20 protein-coding genes are annotated in these 15,578 nt (G+C 72.8%); 19 read left to right on the plus strand and 1 reads right to left on the minus strand.

All coding sequences use genetic code 11. The features are described from left to right. The first annotated feature begins 155 nt into the window (after positions 1-155). The 10 genes from hisD (at position 156) to ACGFYH_RS02940 (ending at position 7,828) form a co-directional block, all read left to right on the plus strand. Positions 156-1,481, plus strand: coding sequence for a histidinol dehydrogenase (gene hisD, locus ACGFYH_RS02895; protein WP_393801336.1), 1,326 nt, complete (start codon positions 156-158; stop codon positions 1,479-1,481). Beyond that, on the plus strand, positions 1,478-2,587 hold the full coding sequence (locus ACGFYH_RS02900; protein ID WP_393801337.1) for a histidinol-phosphate transaminase: 1,110 nt from the start codon (positions 1,478-1,480) through the stop codon (positions 2,585-2,587). Before hisD ends, ACGFYH_RS02900 begins: the two co-directional genes overlap by 4 nt. Next, a complete protein-coding gene (gene hisB / locus ACGFYH_RS02905; RefSeq protein ID WP_393801338.1) occupies positions 2,584-3,177 on the plus strand; it encodes an imidazoleglycerol-phosphate dehydratase HisB in 594 nt (197 codons plus the stop codon). The genes ACGFYH_RS02900 and hisB overlap by 4 nt, the downstream gene beginning before the upstream one ends. A 2-nt stretch (positions 3,178-3,179) precedes the next feature. Further along, on the plus strand, positions 3,180-3,344 hold the full coding sequence (locus tag ACGFYH_RS02910; RefSeq protein WP_393801339.1) for a hypothetical protein: 165 nt from the start codon (positions 3,180-3,182) through the stop codon (positions 3,342-3,344). Next, complete coding sequence (hisH, locus tag ACGFYH_RS02915; RefSeq protein WP_393801340.1) at positions 3,341-3,994, plus strand: imidazole glycerol phosphate synthase subunit HisH; 654 nt, start codon at positions 3,341-3,343, stop codon at positions 3,992-3,994. Before ACGFYH_RS02910 ends, hisH begins: the two co-directional genes overlap by 4 nt. A 2-nt stretch (positions 3,995-3,996) precedes the next feature. Continuing rightward, a complete protein-coding gene (priA, locus tag ACGFYH_RS02920) occupies positions 3,997-4,722 on the plus strand; it encodes a bifunctional 1-(5-phosphoribosyl)-5-((5-phosphoribosylamino)methylideneamino)imidazole-4-carboxamide isomerase/phosphoribosylanthranilate isomerase PriA (RefSeq protein WP_393801341.1) in 726 nt (241 codons plus the stop codon). Then, positions 4,719-5,114 carry a RidA family protein gene (locus ACGFYH_RS02925; RefSeq protein ID WP_393801342.1) on the plus strand — a complete coding sequence of 132 codons (396 nt, stop codon included), beginning with the start codon at positions 4,719-4,721 and terminating at the stop codon, positions 5,112-5,114. Before priA ends, ACGFYH_RS02925 begins: the two co-directional genes overlap by 4 nt. Positions 5,115-5,146: 32 nt before the next feature. Then, positions 5,147-5,902, plus strand: coding sequence for an imidazole glycerol phosphate synthase subunit HisF (gene hisF, locus ACGFYH_RS02930; RefSeq protein WP_393801343.1), 756 nt, complete (start codon positions 5,147-5,149; stop codon positions 5,900-5,902). Between the two features lie 74 nt (positions 5,903-5,976). After that, the gene (locus ACGFYH_RS02935; RefSeq protein ID WP_393801344.1) at positions 5,977-6,564 is read left to right on the plus strand and encodes an ArsR/SmtB family transcription factor; all 588 of its coding nucleotides are present in this window, start codon (positions 5,977-5,979) and stop codon (positions 6,562-6,564) included. After that, the gene (locus ACGFYH_RS02940) at positions 6,557-7,828 is read left to right on the plus strand and encodes an MFS transporter (protein WP_393801345.1); all 1,272 of its coding nucleotides are present in this window, start codon (positions 6,557-6,559) and stop codon (positions 7,826-7,828) included. Before ACGFYH_RS02935 ends, ACGFYH_RS02940 begins: the two co-directional genes overlap by 8 nt. 10 nt (positions 7,829-7,838) lie before the next feature. Here the strand turns inward: ACGFYH_RS02940 and ACGFYH_RS02945 are convergent, their stop codons facing one another. After that, a complete protein-coding gene (locus ACGFYH_RS02945; RefSeq protein ID WP_393801346.1) occupies positions 7,839-8,474 on the minus strand; it encodes a TIGR03085 family metal-binding protein in 636 nt (211 codons plus the stop codon). An 81-nt stretch (positions 8,475-8,555) separates the two neighbouring features. Between ACGFYH_RS02945 and hisI the strand changes: the two genes are divergently transcribed. From hisI to trpA, 9 genes are all read left to right on the plus strand, one after another. Further along, complete coding sequence (gene hisI, locus ACGFYH_RS02950) at positions 8,556-8,969, plus strand: phosphoribosyl-AMP cyclohydrolase (protein WP_393801347.1); 414 nt, start codon at positions 8,556-8,558, stop codon at positions 8,967-8,969. A 20-nt stretch (positions 8,970-8,989) separates the two neighbouring features. Beyond that, positions 8,990-10,480 (plus strand): anthranilate synthase component I, encoded by a 1,491-nt coding sequence (locus tag ACGFYH_RS02955; protein WP_393801521.1) that lies wholly within the window; start codon positions 8,990-8,992, stop codon positions 10,478-10,480. A gap of 84 nt (positions 10,481-10,564) precedes the next feature. Then, complete coding sequence (locus tag ACGFYH_RS02960) at positions 10,565-11,200, plus strand: TIGR02234 family membrane protein (RefSeq protein WP_393801348.1); 636 nt, start codon at positions 10,565-10,567, stop codon at positions 11,198-11,200. A 107-nt stretch (positions 11,201-11,307) separates the two neighbouring features. After that, positions 11,308-11,559 (plus strand): HGxxPAAW family protein, encoded by a 252-nt coding sequence (locus ACGFYH_RS02965; RefSeq protein ID WP_393801522.1) that lies wholly within the window; start codon positions 11,308-11,310, stop codon positions 11,557-11,559. 288 nt (positions 11,560-11,847) lie between these two features. Next, positions 11,848-12,228, plus strand: coding sequence for a DUF2752 domain-containing protein (locus tag ACGFYH_RS02970; RefSeq protein WP_393801523.1), 381 nt, complete (start codon positions 11,848-11,850; stop codon positions 12,226-12,228). Positions 12,229-12,346: 118 nt separating this feature from the next. Beyond that, complete coding sequence (gene trpC, locus ACGFYH_RS02975; RefSeq protein WP_393801349.1) at positions 12,347-13,156, plus strand: indole-3-glycerol phosphate synthase TrpC; 810 nt, start codon at positions 12,347-12,349, stop codon at positions 13,154-13,156. 19 nt (positions 13,157-13,175) lie between these two features. Beyond that, positions 13,176-13,400: a tryptophan biosynthesis modulator TrpM gene (gene trpM / locus ACGFYH_RS02980; RefSeq protein WP_393801350.1), complete on the plus strand. Its 225-nt coding sequence runs from the start codon at positions 13,176-13,178 to the stop codon at positions 13,398-13,400. A 58-nt stretch (positions 13,401-13,458) separates the two neighbouring features. Then, positions 13,459-14,742, plus strand: a complete 1,284-nt coding sequence (gene trpB / locus ACGFYH_RS02985) for a tryptophan synthase subunit beta (RefSeq protein WP_393801351.1) — start codon at positions 13,459-13,461, stop codon at positions 14,740-14,742. Then, positions 14,739-15,554 (plus strand): tryptophan synthase subunit alpha, encoded by an 816-nt coding sequence (trpA, locus tag ACGFYH_RS02990; protein WP_393801352.1) that lies wholly within the window; start codon positions 14,739-14,741, stop codon positions 15,552-15,554. The genes trpB and trpA overlap by 4 nt, the downstream gene beginning before the upstream one ends. The last annotated feature ends 24 nt before the right edge of the window (positions 15,555-15,578 follow it).

Genomic DNA, 15,578 nt, shown 5'->3' on the forward strand with positions numbered 1-15,578 from the left:
GTACAACCGTTCATGCCCGCTGAGTGACACACCGAACACTCAAAGTGAGCATCGATCGCGCGAGTTGACCCTGGGGTGCGAGAGCCCGCGGCGTTCTGTATCAGCCATTGATACGCGCGGACCGTGCCCGACGCGGGTCTGAGAGAATTGGTTCCGTGATCTCCCGAATCGATCTGCGCGGCGACGCCCTCCCCGAGGGCCCCGCCCTGCGCGACCTGCTGCCCCGAGCCGACTTCGACGTCTCGGTCGCCCTGGAGAAGGTGCGTCCGATCTGCGAGGCCGTGCATCATCGTGGCGACGCGGCGCTGATCGACTTCACCGAGCAGTTCGACGGCGTCCGGCTCGACCGGGTGCGCGTCCCGGCCGCGGAGCTGACCCGCGCGCTGGAGGGTCTCGACCCGGCCGTGCGTGCCGCGCTCGAGGAGTCCATCCGCCGCGCCCGCCTCGTCCACCGCGAGCAGCGCCGCGCCACCCGCACCACGCAGGTCGTCCCGGGCGGCGCGGTCACCGAGAAGTGGGTGCCCGTCGAGCGGGTCGGGCTCTACGTGCCCGGCGGCCGGTCGGTCTACCCGTCGTCCGTGATCATGAACGTGGTGCCCGCGCAGGAGGCCGGGGTCGGCTCCGTCGCGCTCGCCTCACCCGCGCAGGCCGAGTTCGGCGGGATCCCGCACCCCACCATCCTGGCCGCCTGCGCCCTGCTCGGCGTGGACGAGGTGTACGCGGCAGGCGGCGCCACCGCGGTCGCCATGTTCGCGTACGGCACCGAGTCCTGCCCGCCCGCCAACATGGTCACCGGCCCCGGCAACATCTGGGTCGCCGCCGCCAAGCGCTTCTTCACCGGAAGGATCGGCATCGACGCCGAGGCCGGCCCGACCGAGATCGCGGTCCTCGCCGACGCCACCGCCGACCCGGTGCACGTCGCCGCCGACCTGATCAGCCAGGCCGAGCACGACCCGCTGGCCGCCGCCGTCCTGGTCACCGACTCCGTGGAACTCGCGGACGCCGTGGAGAAGGAGCTGCGTCCGCAGGTCGAGGCGACCAAGCACGTCGAGGACCGGATCCGCCCGGCGCTCGCCGGCCGCCAGTCCGCGATCGTGCTCGTCGACGGCCTGGACGAGGGCCTGCGCGTCGTCGACGCCTACGGCGCGGAGCACCTGGAGATCCAGACCGCCGACGCCGCCGCCGTGGCCGACCGCGTCAAGAACGCCGGCGCGGTCTTCGTCGGCCCCTGGGCGCCCGTCTCGCTCGGCGACTACGCGGCCGGGTCCAACCACGTCCTGCCCACCGGCGGCTGCGCCTGCCACTCCTCGGGCCTGTCCGTGCAGTCCTTCCTGCGCGGCATCCACATCGTCGACTACACGCGCGACGCGCTCGCCGAGGTCGCCCACCACGTGGTGACGCTGGCGGAGGCGGAGGACCTGCCCGCCCACGGCGCGGCGATCAAGGCGCGGTTCGAGTGGAAGGTGCCCCAGAGCAAGTGACGTTCGGAATCGACGACCTCCCCGTACGGGACGAGCTGCGCGGCAAGTCCCCCTACGGCGCGCCCCAGCTGGACGTGCCGGTACGGCTGAACACCAACGAGAACCCCTACCCGCTGCCCGACGCGCTGGTCGAGCGGATCACCGAGCGGGTCCGCGAGGCCGCCCGCGACCTCAACCGCTACCCGGACCGGGACGCGGTCGAGCTGCGCACCGGGCTGGCCGAGTACCTGACGAACACCTCCGGCCACCGGCTGGACGTGAGCAACGTGTGGGCGGCCAACGGCTCCAACGAGGTCATCCAGCAGCTGCTGCAGACCTTCGGCGGGCCGGGCCGCACCGCGATCGGCTTCGAGCCGTCGTACTCGATGCACGGCCTCATCGCACGCGGCACCGGCACGGACTGGATCTCCGGGCCGCGCCACGAGGACTTCACGATCGACGTGCCCGCCGCCGGGCGGGTGATCGCCGAGCACCGCCCGGACGTCGTCTTCGTCACCACCCCCAACAACCCCACGGGCAACGCGGTCCCGGCCGAGACGGTCCTCGCCCTCTACGAGGCCGCACAGGCCGCGAAGCCCTCGATGGTCGTCGTGGACGAGGCGTACATCGAGTTCAGCCACGGCGCCTCGCTGCTGCCGCTGCTGGACGGCCGTCCGAACCTCGTCATCTCCCGCACCATGTCGAAGGCGTTCGGCGCGGCGGGCCTGCGCCTCGGCTACCTCGCCGCGCACCCGGCCGTCGTCGACGCCGTACAGCTCGTGCGGCTGCCGTACCACCTGTCGGCCGTCACCCAGGCGACCGCGCTGGCCGCCCTGGAGCACACGGACACGCTGCTGAAGTACGTCGAGCAGCTGAAGGCCGAGCGGGACCGGCTGGTCGCCGAACTGCGCGCCATCGGCTACGAGGTGACCGAGTCCGACGCGAACTTCGTCCAGTTCGGGCGGTTCGCGGACTCCCACACGGCCTGGCGCAGGATCCTCGACCGGGGCGTGCTGGTCCGGGACAACGGCGTACCGGGGTGGCTTCGGGTCACCGCCGGCACCCCGGAGGAGAACGACGCGTTCCTCGACGCGGTACGCGAAGTCAAGAAGGAGCAGAACACATGAGCCGCGTGGGACGCGTGGAGCGCACGACCAAGGAGACCTCGGTCCTCGTCGAGATCGACCTCGACGGCACCGGCAAGACCGACATCGCCACCGGCGTCGGCTTCTACGACCACATGCTCGACCAGCTCGGCCGGCACGGTCTGTTCGACCTGACCGTGAAGACCGACGGCGACCTGCACATCGACTCCCACCACACCATCGAGGACACCGCCCTCGCGCTGGGCGCCGCCTTCCGGCAGGCCCTCGGCGACAAGGTGGGCATCCACCGCTTCGGCAACTGCACGGTCCCGCTGGACGAGTCCCTCGCCCAGGTCACCGTCGACCTCTCCGGCCGCCCCTACCTCGTGCACACCGAGCCCGAGAGCATGGCGCCGATGATCGGCGAGTACGACGTGACCATGACCCGGCACATCCTGGAGTCCTTCGTCGCCCAGGCGCAGGTCGCGCTGCACGTGCACGTGCCGTACGGGCGCAACGCGCACCACATCGTGGAGTGCCAGTTCAAGGCGCTGGCCCGGGCCCTGCGTTACGCCTCGGAGCGCGACCCGCGCGCGGCCGGCATCCTGCCTTCCACGAAGGGCGCGCTGTAACCATGAACGGTACGTCCACCGCACTGATCGTCGTCGGCCTGTTCTTCCTCGGCGGCATCTACTCCTTCGTCAGGCAGCAGATGCCCAAGGGCCTGATCGTGCTGCTCTCCATCGGCGCCGCGATGTGTCTGTTCGCGGGCGTCCTGAGGCTGGAGGTGTGGAATTGACCGGCGCGACCTCCGCGGCCAAGCGGGTCGTCGTCTTCGACTACGGCTTCGGCAACGTCCGTTCCGCCGAGCGTGCCCTCGCGCGCGCGGGCGCCGACGTCGAGATCACCCGTGACTACGACAAGGCGATGAACGCCGACGGGCTGCTGGTGCCCGGCGTCGGCGCCTTCGCCGCCTGCATGGACGGCCTCAAGGCGGCCCGCGGCGACTGGATCGTCGACCGCCGGCTGTCGGGCGGGCGCCCGGTCATGGGCATCTGCGTCGGCATGCAGATCCTCTTCGCGCGCGGCATCGAGCACGGTGTCCAGGCCGAGGGCCTGGACGAGTGGCCCGGCACGGTCGGACCGCTCGAGGCCGACGTGGTGCCCCACATGGGCTGGAACACGGTCGAGGCGCCGGCCGACTCCCAGCTCTTCGCCGGCCTGGACGCGGACGCCCGTTTCTACTTCGTGCACTCCTACGCCGTCCACGACTGGACCCACGAGTCGCACAACCCGCTGATCGCCGCCCCCAGGGTCACCTGGTCCACGCACGGCAGGCCGTTCGTGGCCGCCGTGGAGAACGGCGCCCTGTGGGCCACCCAGTTCCACCCCGAGAAGTCCGGCGACGCCGGAGCCCAGCTCCTCACCAACTGGATCGAGACCCTGTAGCGATGAGCAAGCTCGAACTCCTCCCCGCCGTCGACGTCCGCGACGGCCAGGCCGTGCGCCTCGTGCACGGCGAGTCCGGCACCGAGACCTCCTACGGCTCCCCGCTCCAGGCCGCCCTCGCCTGGCAGCGCTCCGGCGCCGAGTGGCTGCACCTGGTCGACCTGGACGCGGCGTTCGGCACCGGGGACAACCGCGCGCTGATCGCCGAGGTCGCGAAGGCGATGGACATCAGGGTGGAGCTGTCCGGGGGTATCCGCGACGACGACACCCTCGCCGCCGCCCTCGCCACCGGCTGCACCCGGGTGAACCTCGGCACCGCCGCCCTGGAGACCCCCGAGTGGGTCGCCGAGGTCATCGCCGAGCACGGCGACAAGATCGCGGTCGGTCTCGACGTACGGGGCACGACGCTGCGCGGCCGCGGCTGGACCCGGGACGGCGGCGACCTCTACGAGACGCTGGACCGCCTGGACAAGGAGGGCTGCGCCCGCTACGTCGTCACCGACATCGCCAAGGACGGCACCCTTCAGGGCCCCAACCTGGACCTCCTGAAGAACGTCTGCGCGGCGACCGACCGCCCGGTCGTGGCGTCCGGCGGCGTGTCGTCCCTGGACGACCTGCGCGCGATCGCCGGACTCGTCCCGGCCGGTGTCGAGGGGGCCATCGTCGGGAAGGCCCTGTACGCGAAGGCGTTCACCCTGGAAGAGGCCCTGGAGGCTGTGTCCACATGACATCCGAAGCCGTACGGCGTGTGCAGAGCGGAAGTCCCTGGGAGGAGTCCTTCGGTTTCGCACGGGCCGTGGCGGCGGGCGACCGTGTCATCGTGGCGGGCACCACCGCCTTCAAGGGCGACATGCTGTACGGCGACGGCGACCCGTACGAACAGACCAGGGTGGCCTTCGCCACCGCCGTCGACGCGATCGGCGAGTTCGGGCTGGACATCTCGTCCGTGATCCGCACCCGGGTGTACCTGGCCCACTCGCGGGACGTCGACGAGGTGGGCCGGGCCCACAAGGAGCTGTTCCACGCGGTCCGCCCGGCCACGACCCTGCTGGTCGTGGAGGGCTTCATCGACTCCCGGGTCCTGGTGTCGGTGGAACTGGAAGCATTCAGAGAGCGGTAAGAGGCCTTGCGAGCTAGAGGAGCCGTGGATTCATGACCCTGGCGGTCCGAGTCATCCCCTGCCTGGACGTGGACAACGGCCGGGTCGTCAAGGGCGTCAACTTCCAGAACCTGCGCGACGCGGGCGACCCCGTCGAGATGGCCAAGGTGTACGACACCGAGGGCGCCGACGAGCTGACGTTCCTGGACATCACCGCCTCGTCGGGCAACCGCGAGACGACCTACGACGTGGTGCGCCGCACCGCCGAGCAGGTGTTCATCCCGCTGACCGTCGGCGGCGGCGTGCGCACCGCCGAGGACGTCGACAAGCTGCTGCGGGCCGGTGCGGACAAGGTGGGCGTGAACACGGCCGCCATCGCCCGTCCCGACCTGATCCGCGAGATCGCCGAGCGGTTCGGCCGGCAGGTCCTCGTCCTGTCGGTCGACGCGCGCCGCACCGGGGCGGGCACCTTCGAGGTGACCACCCACGGCGGCCGGCGCGGCACCGGTGCCGACGCGGTGGAGTGGGCGCACCGGGCGGCCGAGCTGGGCGCGGGGGAGATCCTGCTCAACTCGATGGACGCGGACGGCACGAAGGACGGCTACGACCTGGAGATGATCGAGGCCGTCCGCAAGCACGTGACCGTCCCGGTGATCGCCTCCGGCGGCGCGGGCCGCCTCACCGACTTCCCCCCGGCCGTCGCGGCGGGCGCGGACGCGGTCCTGGCGGCGTCCGTCTTCCACTTCGGCGACCTGCGGATCGGCGAGGTCAAGAGCACGCTGCGCGAGGCGGGACACCCCGTCCGGTAGCAGAACCGAGAGGTGGGAGTGGACTTGCGCAACAAACATTGCGCAAGTTTTCTTTCGTAATCTAGCCTGTGGGCATGCCGAGTCGGGAAAGCCGGTCCATCACCGACCTGGGGACCCTCAAAGCCCTTGCCCACCCCTTGCGCATGCAGCTCTACCGTGGGCTGTGCGTGGCGCGCACGGCGACCGCGTCGCAGCTCGCCGGGCAGGTGGACGAGGCCGTCTCGCTGGTCAGCTACCACCTGCGCAAACTGGCCGAGCACGGGCTGGTCGAGCAGGCCGATCCGCAGAGCCCGGACGGCAGGGAGCGGTGGTGGCAGCCCGCGTCGGACGGGGTGAGCATCCGCGACGAGAACTTCCGCGACGCACCCGAGCGGGCCGCCGCCCACCTCGCGGCGACCCGGCTCTTCCACGAACAGCGCGCCGACATGTACCGCCGCTACCTCGACGAACGCCCCGCCTGGGGCCCCGAGTGGAACTCCGCCGCCCCCGACAACGAGTCCCTGCTCCGGCTCACCCCCGCCGACCTGAGCGAACTGGGCGCGGAACTGCTCGCACTGGCGAAGAAGTACGAGGAGCGGGGCCGGGCCGCGGAAGCCGCGGGCGACGCGGAGGGACGCGAGAACGTCGCGCTGCACGTGTACGGATTCCCGTTCCGTGTCTGAGGCGGCCCCGGCCGTGCCGGACACGCTGATACCCCGGGCCGCCGTCACCGGCCGCCCCGCCCACCGCGACGCCAACGTCCTGCGGTGGGTCGCCGCCTACACCGCGTCCATGCTCGGGGACAGCGTCTTCTTCCTCGCGCTGTCCTGGGCCGCCGTGCGGCAGGGCAGCCCCGCCGAGGCCGGGATCGTCACGGCCGTGAGCGCGGTGCCGCGTGCGCTGCTCATGCTCGGCGGGGGAGTGGTCGTCGACCGGCTGGGACCGCGCAGGGTCGTCATCGGCAGCGACACCGTACGGTGCGCGGCGGTCCTCCTGGTGGCCGCGCTGCTCTTCGCGACCGACCCCGGACTGTGGCTCCTCGCCCTGCTCGCCCTGGTCTTCGGCGCGGTGGACGCCCTCTTCCTGCCCGCCGTCGGGGCACTGCCCGCGCGCATCACGGGCAAGGACCAGCTCGCCCGCGTCCAGGGCATGCGCGGCCTCGCCATCCGCTTCGCCTCCGTCGTGGGCGCCCCGCTCGGCGGCCTCGGCGTGGCGACCGGCGGCGCGGCGGCGGCCTTCGCCTGCGCCGGTCTGCTGATCGCCGTGTCCGTACCGCTGCTGGTCTCCGTACGGATGCGCGACCTGCCCCCGGACGACTCGGCGGCCGTTGCGGACGGCACCGCGTGGCGGGACCTGCGGGACGGACTCGCGTACATCCGCCGCCACCGCGTCCTCGGGCCGCTGATGCTGGTCATCGCCCTCGGCGACCTCGGCTTCGTCGGCCCGCTCAACATCGGCCTGACCCTGCTCGCCGACGAACGCGGCTGGGGCGCCTCCGGCATGGGCTGGGTACTCGCCGGCTTCGGGGTGGGCGCGGGGACGGCGGCCCTCCTGCTGACCGTCCGGGGACGCCTGCCGCACGCCGGGTACGTCGTCGCCGGCGCCCTCGTCCCCGGCGCCGCCGCGATCGGCGGGCTGGCACAGGCGCCCGCCCTTCCCGTGGCCGTCGGGACGGCGCTGCTCATCGGCCTGCTCGCCGGGCTCAGCGGCGCGCTGTGCGGAGCCCTGCTCCAGACCCAGTCCGCCCCCGCCCTCCTGGGGCGTGTCACGGCGGTCTCCGGGATCGTCAGCCTGGGGATCGCCCCGCTGAGCATGCCCCTGTCCGCCGCCGCCATCGGCGTCTGGGGCACCGGCCCGGTCTTCGCGGTCAGCGCCGCCGTCTGCGGCCTCGGCGGGGTCGTCGCCCTGTGCGCGCCGGGGGTGCGGCGGGCCGAACTGCCGAAGTGACCGGCGGGTCTCAGATCCCCAGCTGCTTCGTCTCCCGGAGCCTGGCGATCGCGTCCTCCTCGCCCTCCAGCCCCACCCTCGCGGCGCTCTGCCGGCCGTACGCGAACAGCAGCAGCTCGGACGGCTCGCCCGTCACCGTCACCACCGGCGTACCGCGGTGGGCGACCGTCGTCTGGCCGTTGGGGCGGCGCAGCACGAGGCCCGTGGGGACGCCCCGGCCCATCAGGCGGGCGGCGCGCTCCAGGCGGGACCACAGGGCGTCCTGGAAGACCGGGTCCAGCTCGCGCGGCGACCAGTCGGGCCGCGCACGGCGGACGTCCTCGGCGTGGACGTAGAACTCCACCGTGTTCGCCGCCTCGTCCACCTGCTTGAGCTGGAAAGGGGAGAAGCGGGGCGGGCCCGTGCGGATCAGCTGGAGCAGCTCCTCGTACGGCTTCGCGCGGTACTCCTCCATCACCCGGTCCAGCCGGGACGCCAGCTGCTTGATCAGACTGCCCCCCGCGGCGTCCGGTCGGCGCTCGCGCACCACCACGTGCGCGGCGAGGTCACGGGCCCGCCAGCCCTCGCACAACGTCGGGGCGTCCGGGCCCGCCGTCTCCAACAGGTCGGCGAGCAGAAGTCGTTCACGCTTGGCGAAAGTCGACATGGAGCCAGCCTACGGCGGCAGGCCGGGTCCGCCCAATGGACAGCCCCGGGGCGTGTCCGTCCCGCGCGGCACAATGGGCACATGACCAGCAGCCCCTCCACCGGCGGTTCCCCGCGGCGGCCCAGTCCGCTCGCCCCGGAGATCGCCGACCGCCTCAAGCGCGCCGCCGACGGCCTCCTGCCCGCCATCGCCCAGCAGTACGACACCGGAGAGGTGCTGATGCTCGGCTGGATGGACGACGAGGCACTGCACCGCACCCTGACCACGGGACGCTGCACCTACTGGTCGCGCAGCCGCCAGGAGTACTGGGTCAAGGGCGACACCTCCGGCCACTTCCAGTGGGTGAAGTCCGTCGCCCTGGACTGCGACGCCGACACCGTGCTGGTCAAGGTCGACCAGGTCGGCGCCGCCTGCCACACCGGCGCCCGCACCTGCTTCGACGCCGACGTCCTCCTGGAGGACGCGGGGGCCCACACGCCGGGCTCGGATCAGTAGGGTCTGCCGCCATGGATGACATGGACCTCGAGACCTTCCGCGAACTGGCCGCCGACCGCCGGGTGATCCCGGTCGGCCGCAAGCTCCTGGCCGACGGCGACACCCCGGTCGCGCTGTACCGCAAGCTCGCCGCGGAGCGCCCGGGCACCTTCCTGCTGGAGTCCGCGGAGAACGGACGGTCCTGGTCCCGTTACTCGTTCGTCGGCGTCCGCAGCGCCGCCACCCTCACCGAGCGGGACGGCGAGGCCCACTGGCATGGCACCCCGCCCGTCGGTGTCCCCACCGACGGCGACCCCCTCGCCGCCCTGCGCGCCACCGTCCAGGCCCTGCACACCCCGCGCGACCTCGCCCACGACCTGGGTCTGCCGCCCTTCACCGGCGGCATGGTCGGTTACCTCGGCTACGACATCGTGCGCCGCCTGGAGAGGGTCGGCCCCGGGGACCGGGACGACCTGAGGCTTCCCGAACTGACCATGCTGCTCACCAGCGACCTAGCCGTCATGGACCACTGGGAGGGCTCGGTCCTGCTGATCGCCAACGCGATCAACCACAACGACCTGGAGACCGGCGTCGACGAGGCCTACGCCGACGCCATCGCCCGCCTGGACGTCATGGAGGCCGACCTCACCCGCGCGGTCGCCCAGCCCCCGGCCGCGCTGCCGCCCTCCGAGCTGCCCGAGTACACCGCGCTGTGGGGCGGCCCCGACTTCCAGGACGCCGTCGAGGACATCAAGGAGCGCATCCGCGCGGGCGAGGCCTTCCAGGTCGTCCCCTCGCAGCGGTTCGAGACGCCCTGCACGGCGAGCGCCCTGGACGTGTACCGGGTGCTGCGGGCCACCAACCCGTCCCCGTACATGTACCTGCTGCGCCTCGACGGCTTCGACGTCGTCGGCTCGTCCCCCGAGGCGCTGGTCAAGGTCGAGGACGGACGGGCCATGGTGCACCCCATCGCGGGCACCCGCCCGCGCGGTGCCACCCCGCAGGAGGACCAGGCCCTCGCCGACGAACTGCTCGCCGATTCCAAGGAGCGCGCCGAGCACCTGATGCTGGTCGACCTCGGGCGCAACGACCTGGGACGCGTCTGCGAGCCGGGCTCCGTCGAGGTCGTCGACTTCATGTCCGTCGAGCGGTACTCGCACGTCATGCACATCGTCTCGACGGTCACCGGCCGGGTGTCCCCGGACCGCACCGCCTTCGACGTCCTCACCGCCTGCTTCCCGGCCGGCACCCTCTCCGGTGCCCCCAAGCCGCGCGCCCTGCAGATCATCGACGAACTCGAACCCTCCCGGCGCGGCCTCTACGGCGGCTGTGTCGGCTACCTCGACTTCGCGGGCGACTCCGACACCGCCATCGCCATCCGCACGGCGCTGCTGCGCGACGGAACCGCCTACGTCCAGGCGGGCGCGGGAGTCGTCGCCGACTCCGACCCGGTCGCCGAGGACACCGAGTGCCGCAACAAGGCGGCGGCGGTGCTGCGGGCCGTGCACACGGCCAACCGGCTGGCGCGGTAGGACCGAACCGACGGGGCGGTGGGGTCATTCTCACGCCCGCCAATCCGAACCCCGGGTCACTGCCGCCCCGGGGTTCGGGTGATAGTGGAGTACGTGACAGCCGTTCCTCACCCCCGTGACCCAGCCGCAGGACCCGCCCGGGCCGGCCGCCGGAGCCTCGCCGTAGCCCTGCTGTGCGGCGCGCTCGGCGCCGCCGTCGCCCTGCTCGCCACCCGGCAGGTGTGGGCGGAGGGCACCGCGACCGTGGCCGGCGGCGCGTTCTCGCTGTCCGCCAGGGGCAGCGACGTCACGGGCGTGCCCGCGGCGCTCGCCATAGTGGGCCTCGCCGCCCTCGTCGCCGTCTTCGCCGTCCGCCGGGCGGGCCGGTTCGCCGTCGCCGCCCTGCTCGCGCTGAGCGGCGCGGGCACCGTCGCCGCCGCCCTGGTGGGCGCCTCCGACAGTGCCGCACTGGACGACCAGGCCGCGAAGGCCGCCGGCGACACCTCGGCCGCCGTCGACGCGCTCTCCCACACCGCCTGGCCGTACGTGGCGGCGGTGGGCGGCGCCCTGCTCCTGCTGGCCGGACTGCTCGCCCTGCGCTACGGCCGCCAGTGGCCCGCGATGTCCGGCCGCTACGAACGGAGCGGCGCCCCGCGGCGCAGGCCGCAGACCGTCGACCCGGACCGCCCCGAGGACCTGTGGAAGGCCATCGACCGCGGCGAGGACCCCACGAGCGCCTGACCCCCCTTCACTCACCGGAGCACCCCCGCTCACGGCGTGTGCCCCCGTGCGGGACAATGGGGGCGAGCGTCTGCTCAGACATGGCACACAGCAACGAGGAGCAAGCAATGGCGGGCAGCAGCCACGGTCACACCCCGGCCGCCTGGACCGGTGTCATCATCGCCTTCATCGGTTTCTGCATCGCGGGCATGTTCATGGTGGCGGCCCAGCCGTGGGGCTTCTGGGCCGGCCTGGCGGTCGTGCTCCTCGGCGGTGTCGTCGGCTACGTCATGCGCATGATGGGCCTCGGCCAGCCGAAGGAGAACCACCCCGTGCACCAGGTCACCGATGACCGTGCGCAGGCCGGCGCCAAGGGCTGACCGGGTACGGGCCTCACGAGGGGCGGACCGGCACAGGCGTGCCGGGGCCGCCCCTCGCGTGCGGACGCGGACGGCCGGGGGCAGAATGCGGGCGTGGACGCCGAGAGCGGTAAGCCGACCCCGACCAGTACCCCGACCCGGACCCGGACCAGAATTCTGACCGGGCCGGGCGCTCCGACGGGTGCCGCCGCTCAGACCGGGCCCGGCGCTCAGACCGGGGCCGCCGCTCCGGCCCGGGCCGGCACCACGACTCGGGCCCGCGCCCCGAGGCGGGGTGCCCTCGCCCGCCTGGCCGTGCCCGCCGCGGTGCTCGCCGCCGTCGCCGGGGCCTTCGCGTACGTGGGCGGCGTGGATCCCTACGAGCCCGGCCACTACCCCGTCTGCCCCCTGCTGCGGTTCACGGGCATCTACTGCCCCGGCTGCGGCGGTCTGCGCAGCGCCCACGCCTTCGTCCACGGGGACCTGCCGGCCGCGCTGCACGCCAACGCGCCCGCCGTCCTCGGCTATCTGGGCTTCGCCGTCCTGTGGACCGTCTGGGTGATCCGCGCGTCCCGCGGCCGGCCCGTGCGAGTCGAGCTCGGCCCGGTCCACCTGTGGACGCTGGGGACGTTGCTGCTGGTCTTCACGGTGGTCCGGAACCTGCCGTTCGGTGACTGGCTCCTTCCTTGATCACTCGGCGAACGCCCAGGCAGGGGGGACCGGCGCCGGGCGGATGCGGGGACCGTGCCAGGCTCCGGATACCATCACAGCGACCACACGTTTTGCCGTCTGAAAGGGGGCCGCTCGCGTGAGTGTGCTCGACGAGATCATCGACGGAGTCCGTGCCGACCTCGCGGAGCGGCAGGCGCGCGTCAGCCTCGACGAGCTCAAGGAGCGCGCGGCCAAGGCCCGCCCCGCCAAGGACGGCGTGTCCGCGCTGCGCGGCGACGGTGTCAAGGTCATCTGCGAGGTCAAGCGCTCCAGCCCGTCCAAGGGCGCGCTGGCGGCCATCGCCGACCCGGCCGGACTCGCCGCCGACTACGAGGCGGGCGGCGCCGCCGTCATCTCCGTCCTCACCGAGGAACGCCGCTTCGGCGGCTCGCTGGCCGACCTGGACTCGGTCCGCGCGCGCGTGGACATCCCCGTGCTGCGCAAGGACTTCGTCGTCACCTCGTACCAGCTGTGGGAGGCCCGCGCGCACGGCGCCGACCTCGTGCTGCTGATCGTCGCGGCCCTGGAGCAGCCGGCCCTGGAGTCGCTGATCGAGCGCGCCGAGTCCATCGGTCTCACCCCCCTGGTCGAGGTGCACGACGAGGACGAGGTCGAGCGCGCGGTGGACGCCGGCGCCAGGATCATCGGCGTCAACGCGCGCAACCTGAAGACGCTCGAGGTCGACCGCGGCACGTTCGAGCGGGTCGCCCCGGAGATCCCCGCCCACATCGTCAAGGTCGCCGAGTCCGGCGTCCGCGGCCCGCACGACCTCATCGCCTACGCCAACGAGGGCGCCGACGCGGTGCTGGTCGGTGAGTCCCTGGTGACCGGCCGCGACCCCAGGACGGCCGTCTCCGATCTGGTCGCCGCCGGCGAACATCCGGCACTTCGGCACGGCCGGGGCTGACCCCGGTAGGCTGATCCCGATGACGCTCCCGCTCACCCTGGCGAACAGGGATCCGTACGCGCGCCTGGCCCGAGGCTGCCGCCCACGCGGCTGCCGCGCGCCCGCCCGCCGGATCCACGGCCGCCGCGTGCGATACGTCATCGGCGACGAACCGGGCCAGGTCAACGGCCGGCGATGGCAGCAGCGCCCCGTAAGGGGCGCGGGGAACTGCGCGAGCAACGAGATACGGCCCGCAGAGGCCTGACCACCCGCGCCCCCACGGCGAATGTGCCCATACCAGACACTCACCGTGAGGTACACGCATGCCCAGCACCTTCTTCATTCCCGACCCCGAGGGCCGGATCCCGAGCGCCGAAGGCTACTTCGGCGCGTTCGGCGGCAAATTCATCCCGGAGGCCCTCGTGGCCGCCGTGGACGAGGTCGCCGTCGAGTACGACAAGGCCAAGTCCGACCCGGAGTTCGCCCGGGAGCTCGACGACCTGCTCGCCCACTACACGGGCCGCCCGTCGGCGCTGACCGAGGTCCCCCGTTTCGCCGCCGAAGCAGGCGGGGCCCGGGTCTTCCTCAAGCGCGAGGACCTGAACCACACCGGCTCACACAAGATCAACAACGTGCTCGGCCAGGCCCTGCTGACCAAGCGCATGGGCAAGACCCGTGTGATCGCCGAGACCGGCGCGGGCCAGCACGGAGTGGCGACGGCGACCGCCTGCGCCCTCTTCGGCCTCGACTGCACCATCTACATGGGCGAGATCGACACCCGGCGCCAGGCCCTCAACGTGGCCCGTATGCGCATGCTCGGCGCCGAGGTCATCGCCGTGAAGTCCGGAAGCCGCACGCTGAAGGACGCCATCAACGAGGCCTTCCGCGACTGGGTCGCCAACGTCGACCGGACCCACTACCTGTTCGGCACCGTCGCCGGACCCCACCCCTTCCCGGCGATGGTGCGCGACTTCCACCGCGTCATCGGCGTCGAGGCCCGCCGTCAGCTCCTGGAGCAGGCCGGGCGCCTGCCCGACGCCGCGATCGCCTGCGTCGGCGGCGGCTCCAACGCCATCGGCCTCTTCCACGCCTTCATCCCCGACGCGGACGTCCGCCTCATCGGCTGCGAGCCCGCCGGGCACGGCGTCGGGACCGGCGAGCACGCGGCCACCCTGACCGCGGGCGAGCCCGGCATCCTGCACGGCTCCCGGTCCTACGTCCTCCAGGACGACGAGGGCCAGATCACCGAGCCCTACTCGATCTCGGCCGGTCTGGACTACCCGGGCATCGGCCCGGAGCACTCCTACCTCAAGGACTCCGGCCGCGGCGAGTACCGCGCGGTCACCGACGACGCCGCCATGCAGGCCCTGCGCCTGCTGTCGCGCACCGAAGGCATCATCCCGGCCATCGAGAGCGCCCACGCGCTGGCCGGCGCCCTGGAGGTCGGCAGGGAGCTGGGCGGGGACGGGCTGATCGTGGTCAACCTGTCCGGCCGGGGCGACAAGGACATGGACACCGCCGCCCGCTACTTCGGGCTGTACGACACCGACGCCGAGGTCGCCGCCGACGAGGCCGGCGCGGCGGAGATCGAGGGGGACGCCAAGTGAGCGGGAACGTGCGACTGCTGAACGACACCCTCGCGGCGGCGAGGTCCGAGGGCCGTGCCGCCCTGATCGCCTACCTCCCGGCCGGGTTCCCGACCGTGACGGGCGGCATCGAGGCGGTCAAGGCCGCGCTCGACGGCGGCGCCGACGTCGTCGAGGTGGGTCTGCCGCACAGCGACCCCGTCCTGGACGGCCCGGTCATCCAGACCGCCGACGACATCGCCCTGCGCGGCGGCGTGAAGATCGCCGACGTGATGCGCACCGTCCGGGAGGCCCACGAGGCCACCGGCAGGCCGATCCTCGTCATGACCTACTGGAACCCCGTCGACCGCTACGGCGTCGAGCGCTTCACCGCCGAGCTGGCCGAGGCGGGCGGCGCCGGCTGCATCCTGCCCGACCTGCCCGTCCAGGAGTCGGCGCTGTGGAGGGAGCACGCGGAGAAGCACGGTCTCGCCACCGTCTTCGTGGTCGCGCCCAGCAGCCGGGACACACGGCTCGCCGAGATCACCGCGGCCGGCAGCGGCTTCGTCTACGCCGCCTCCCTCATGGGCGTCACCGGCACCCGCGAGTCGGTCGGCGCGCAGGCCGAGGACCTGGTGCGCCGCACTCGCGCGACCACCGACACCCCGGTCTGCGTCGGGCTCGGCGTCTCCAACGCCGCACAGGCCGCCGAGGTCGCCCGCTTCGCCGACGGCGTGATCGTCGGCTCGGCGTTCGTCAAGCGCATGCTGGACGCCCCCGACGAGGCGGCCGGCCTGGAGGGCGTCCGCGCACTCGCCGCAGACCTGGCCAAGGGCGTGCGCGGACAGGCGTAGCGCGGACACGACGACAGCTAAGTC

It is taken from the genome of Streptomyces sp. NPDC048392 (assembly GCF_043200575.1).
Classification (GTDB): Bacteria; Actinomycetota; Actinomycetes; order Streptomycetales; family Streptomycetaceae; genus Streptomyces.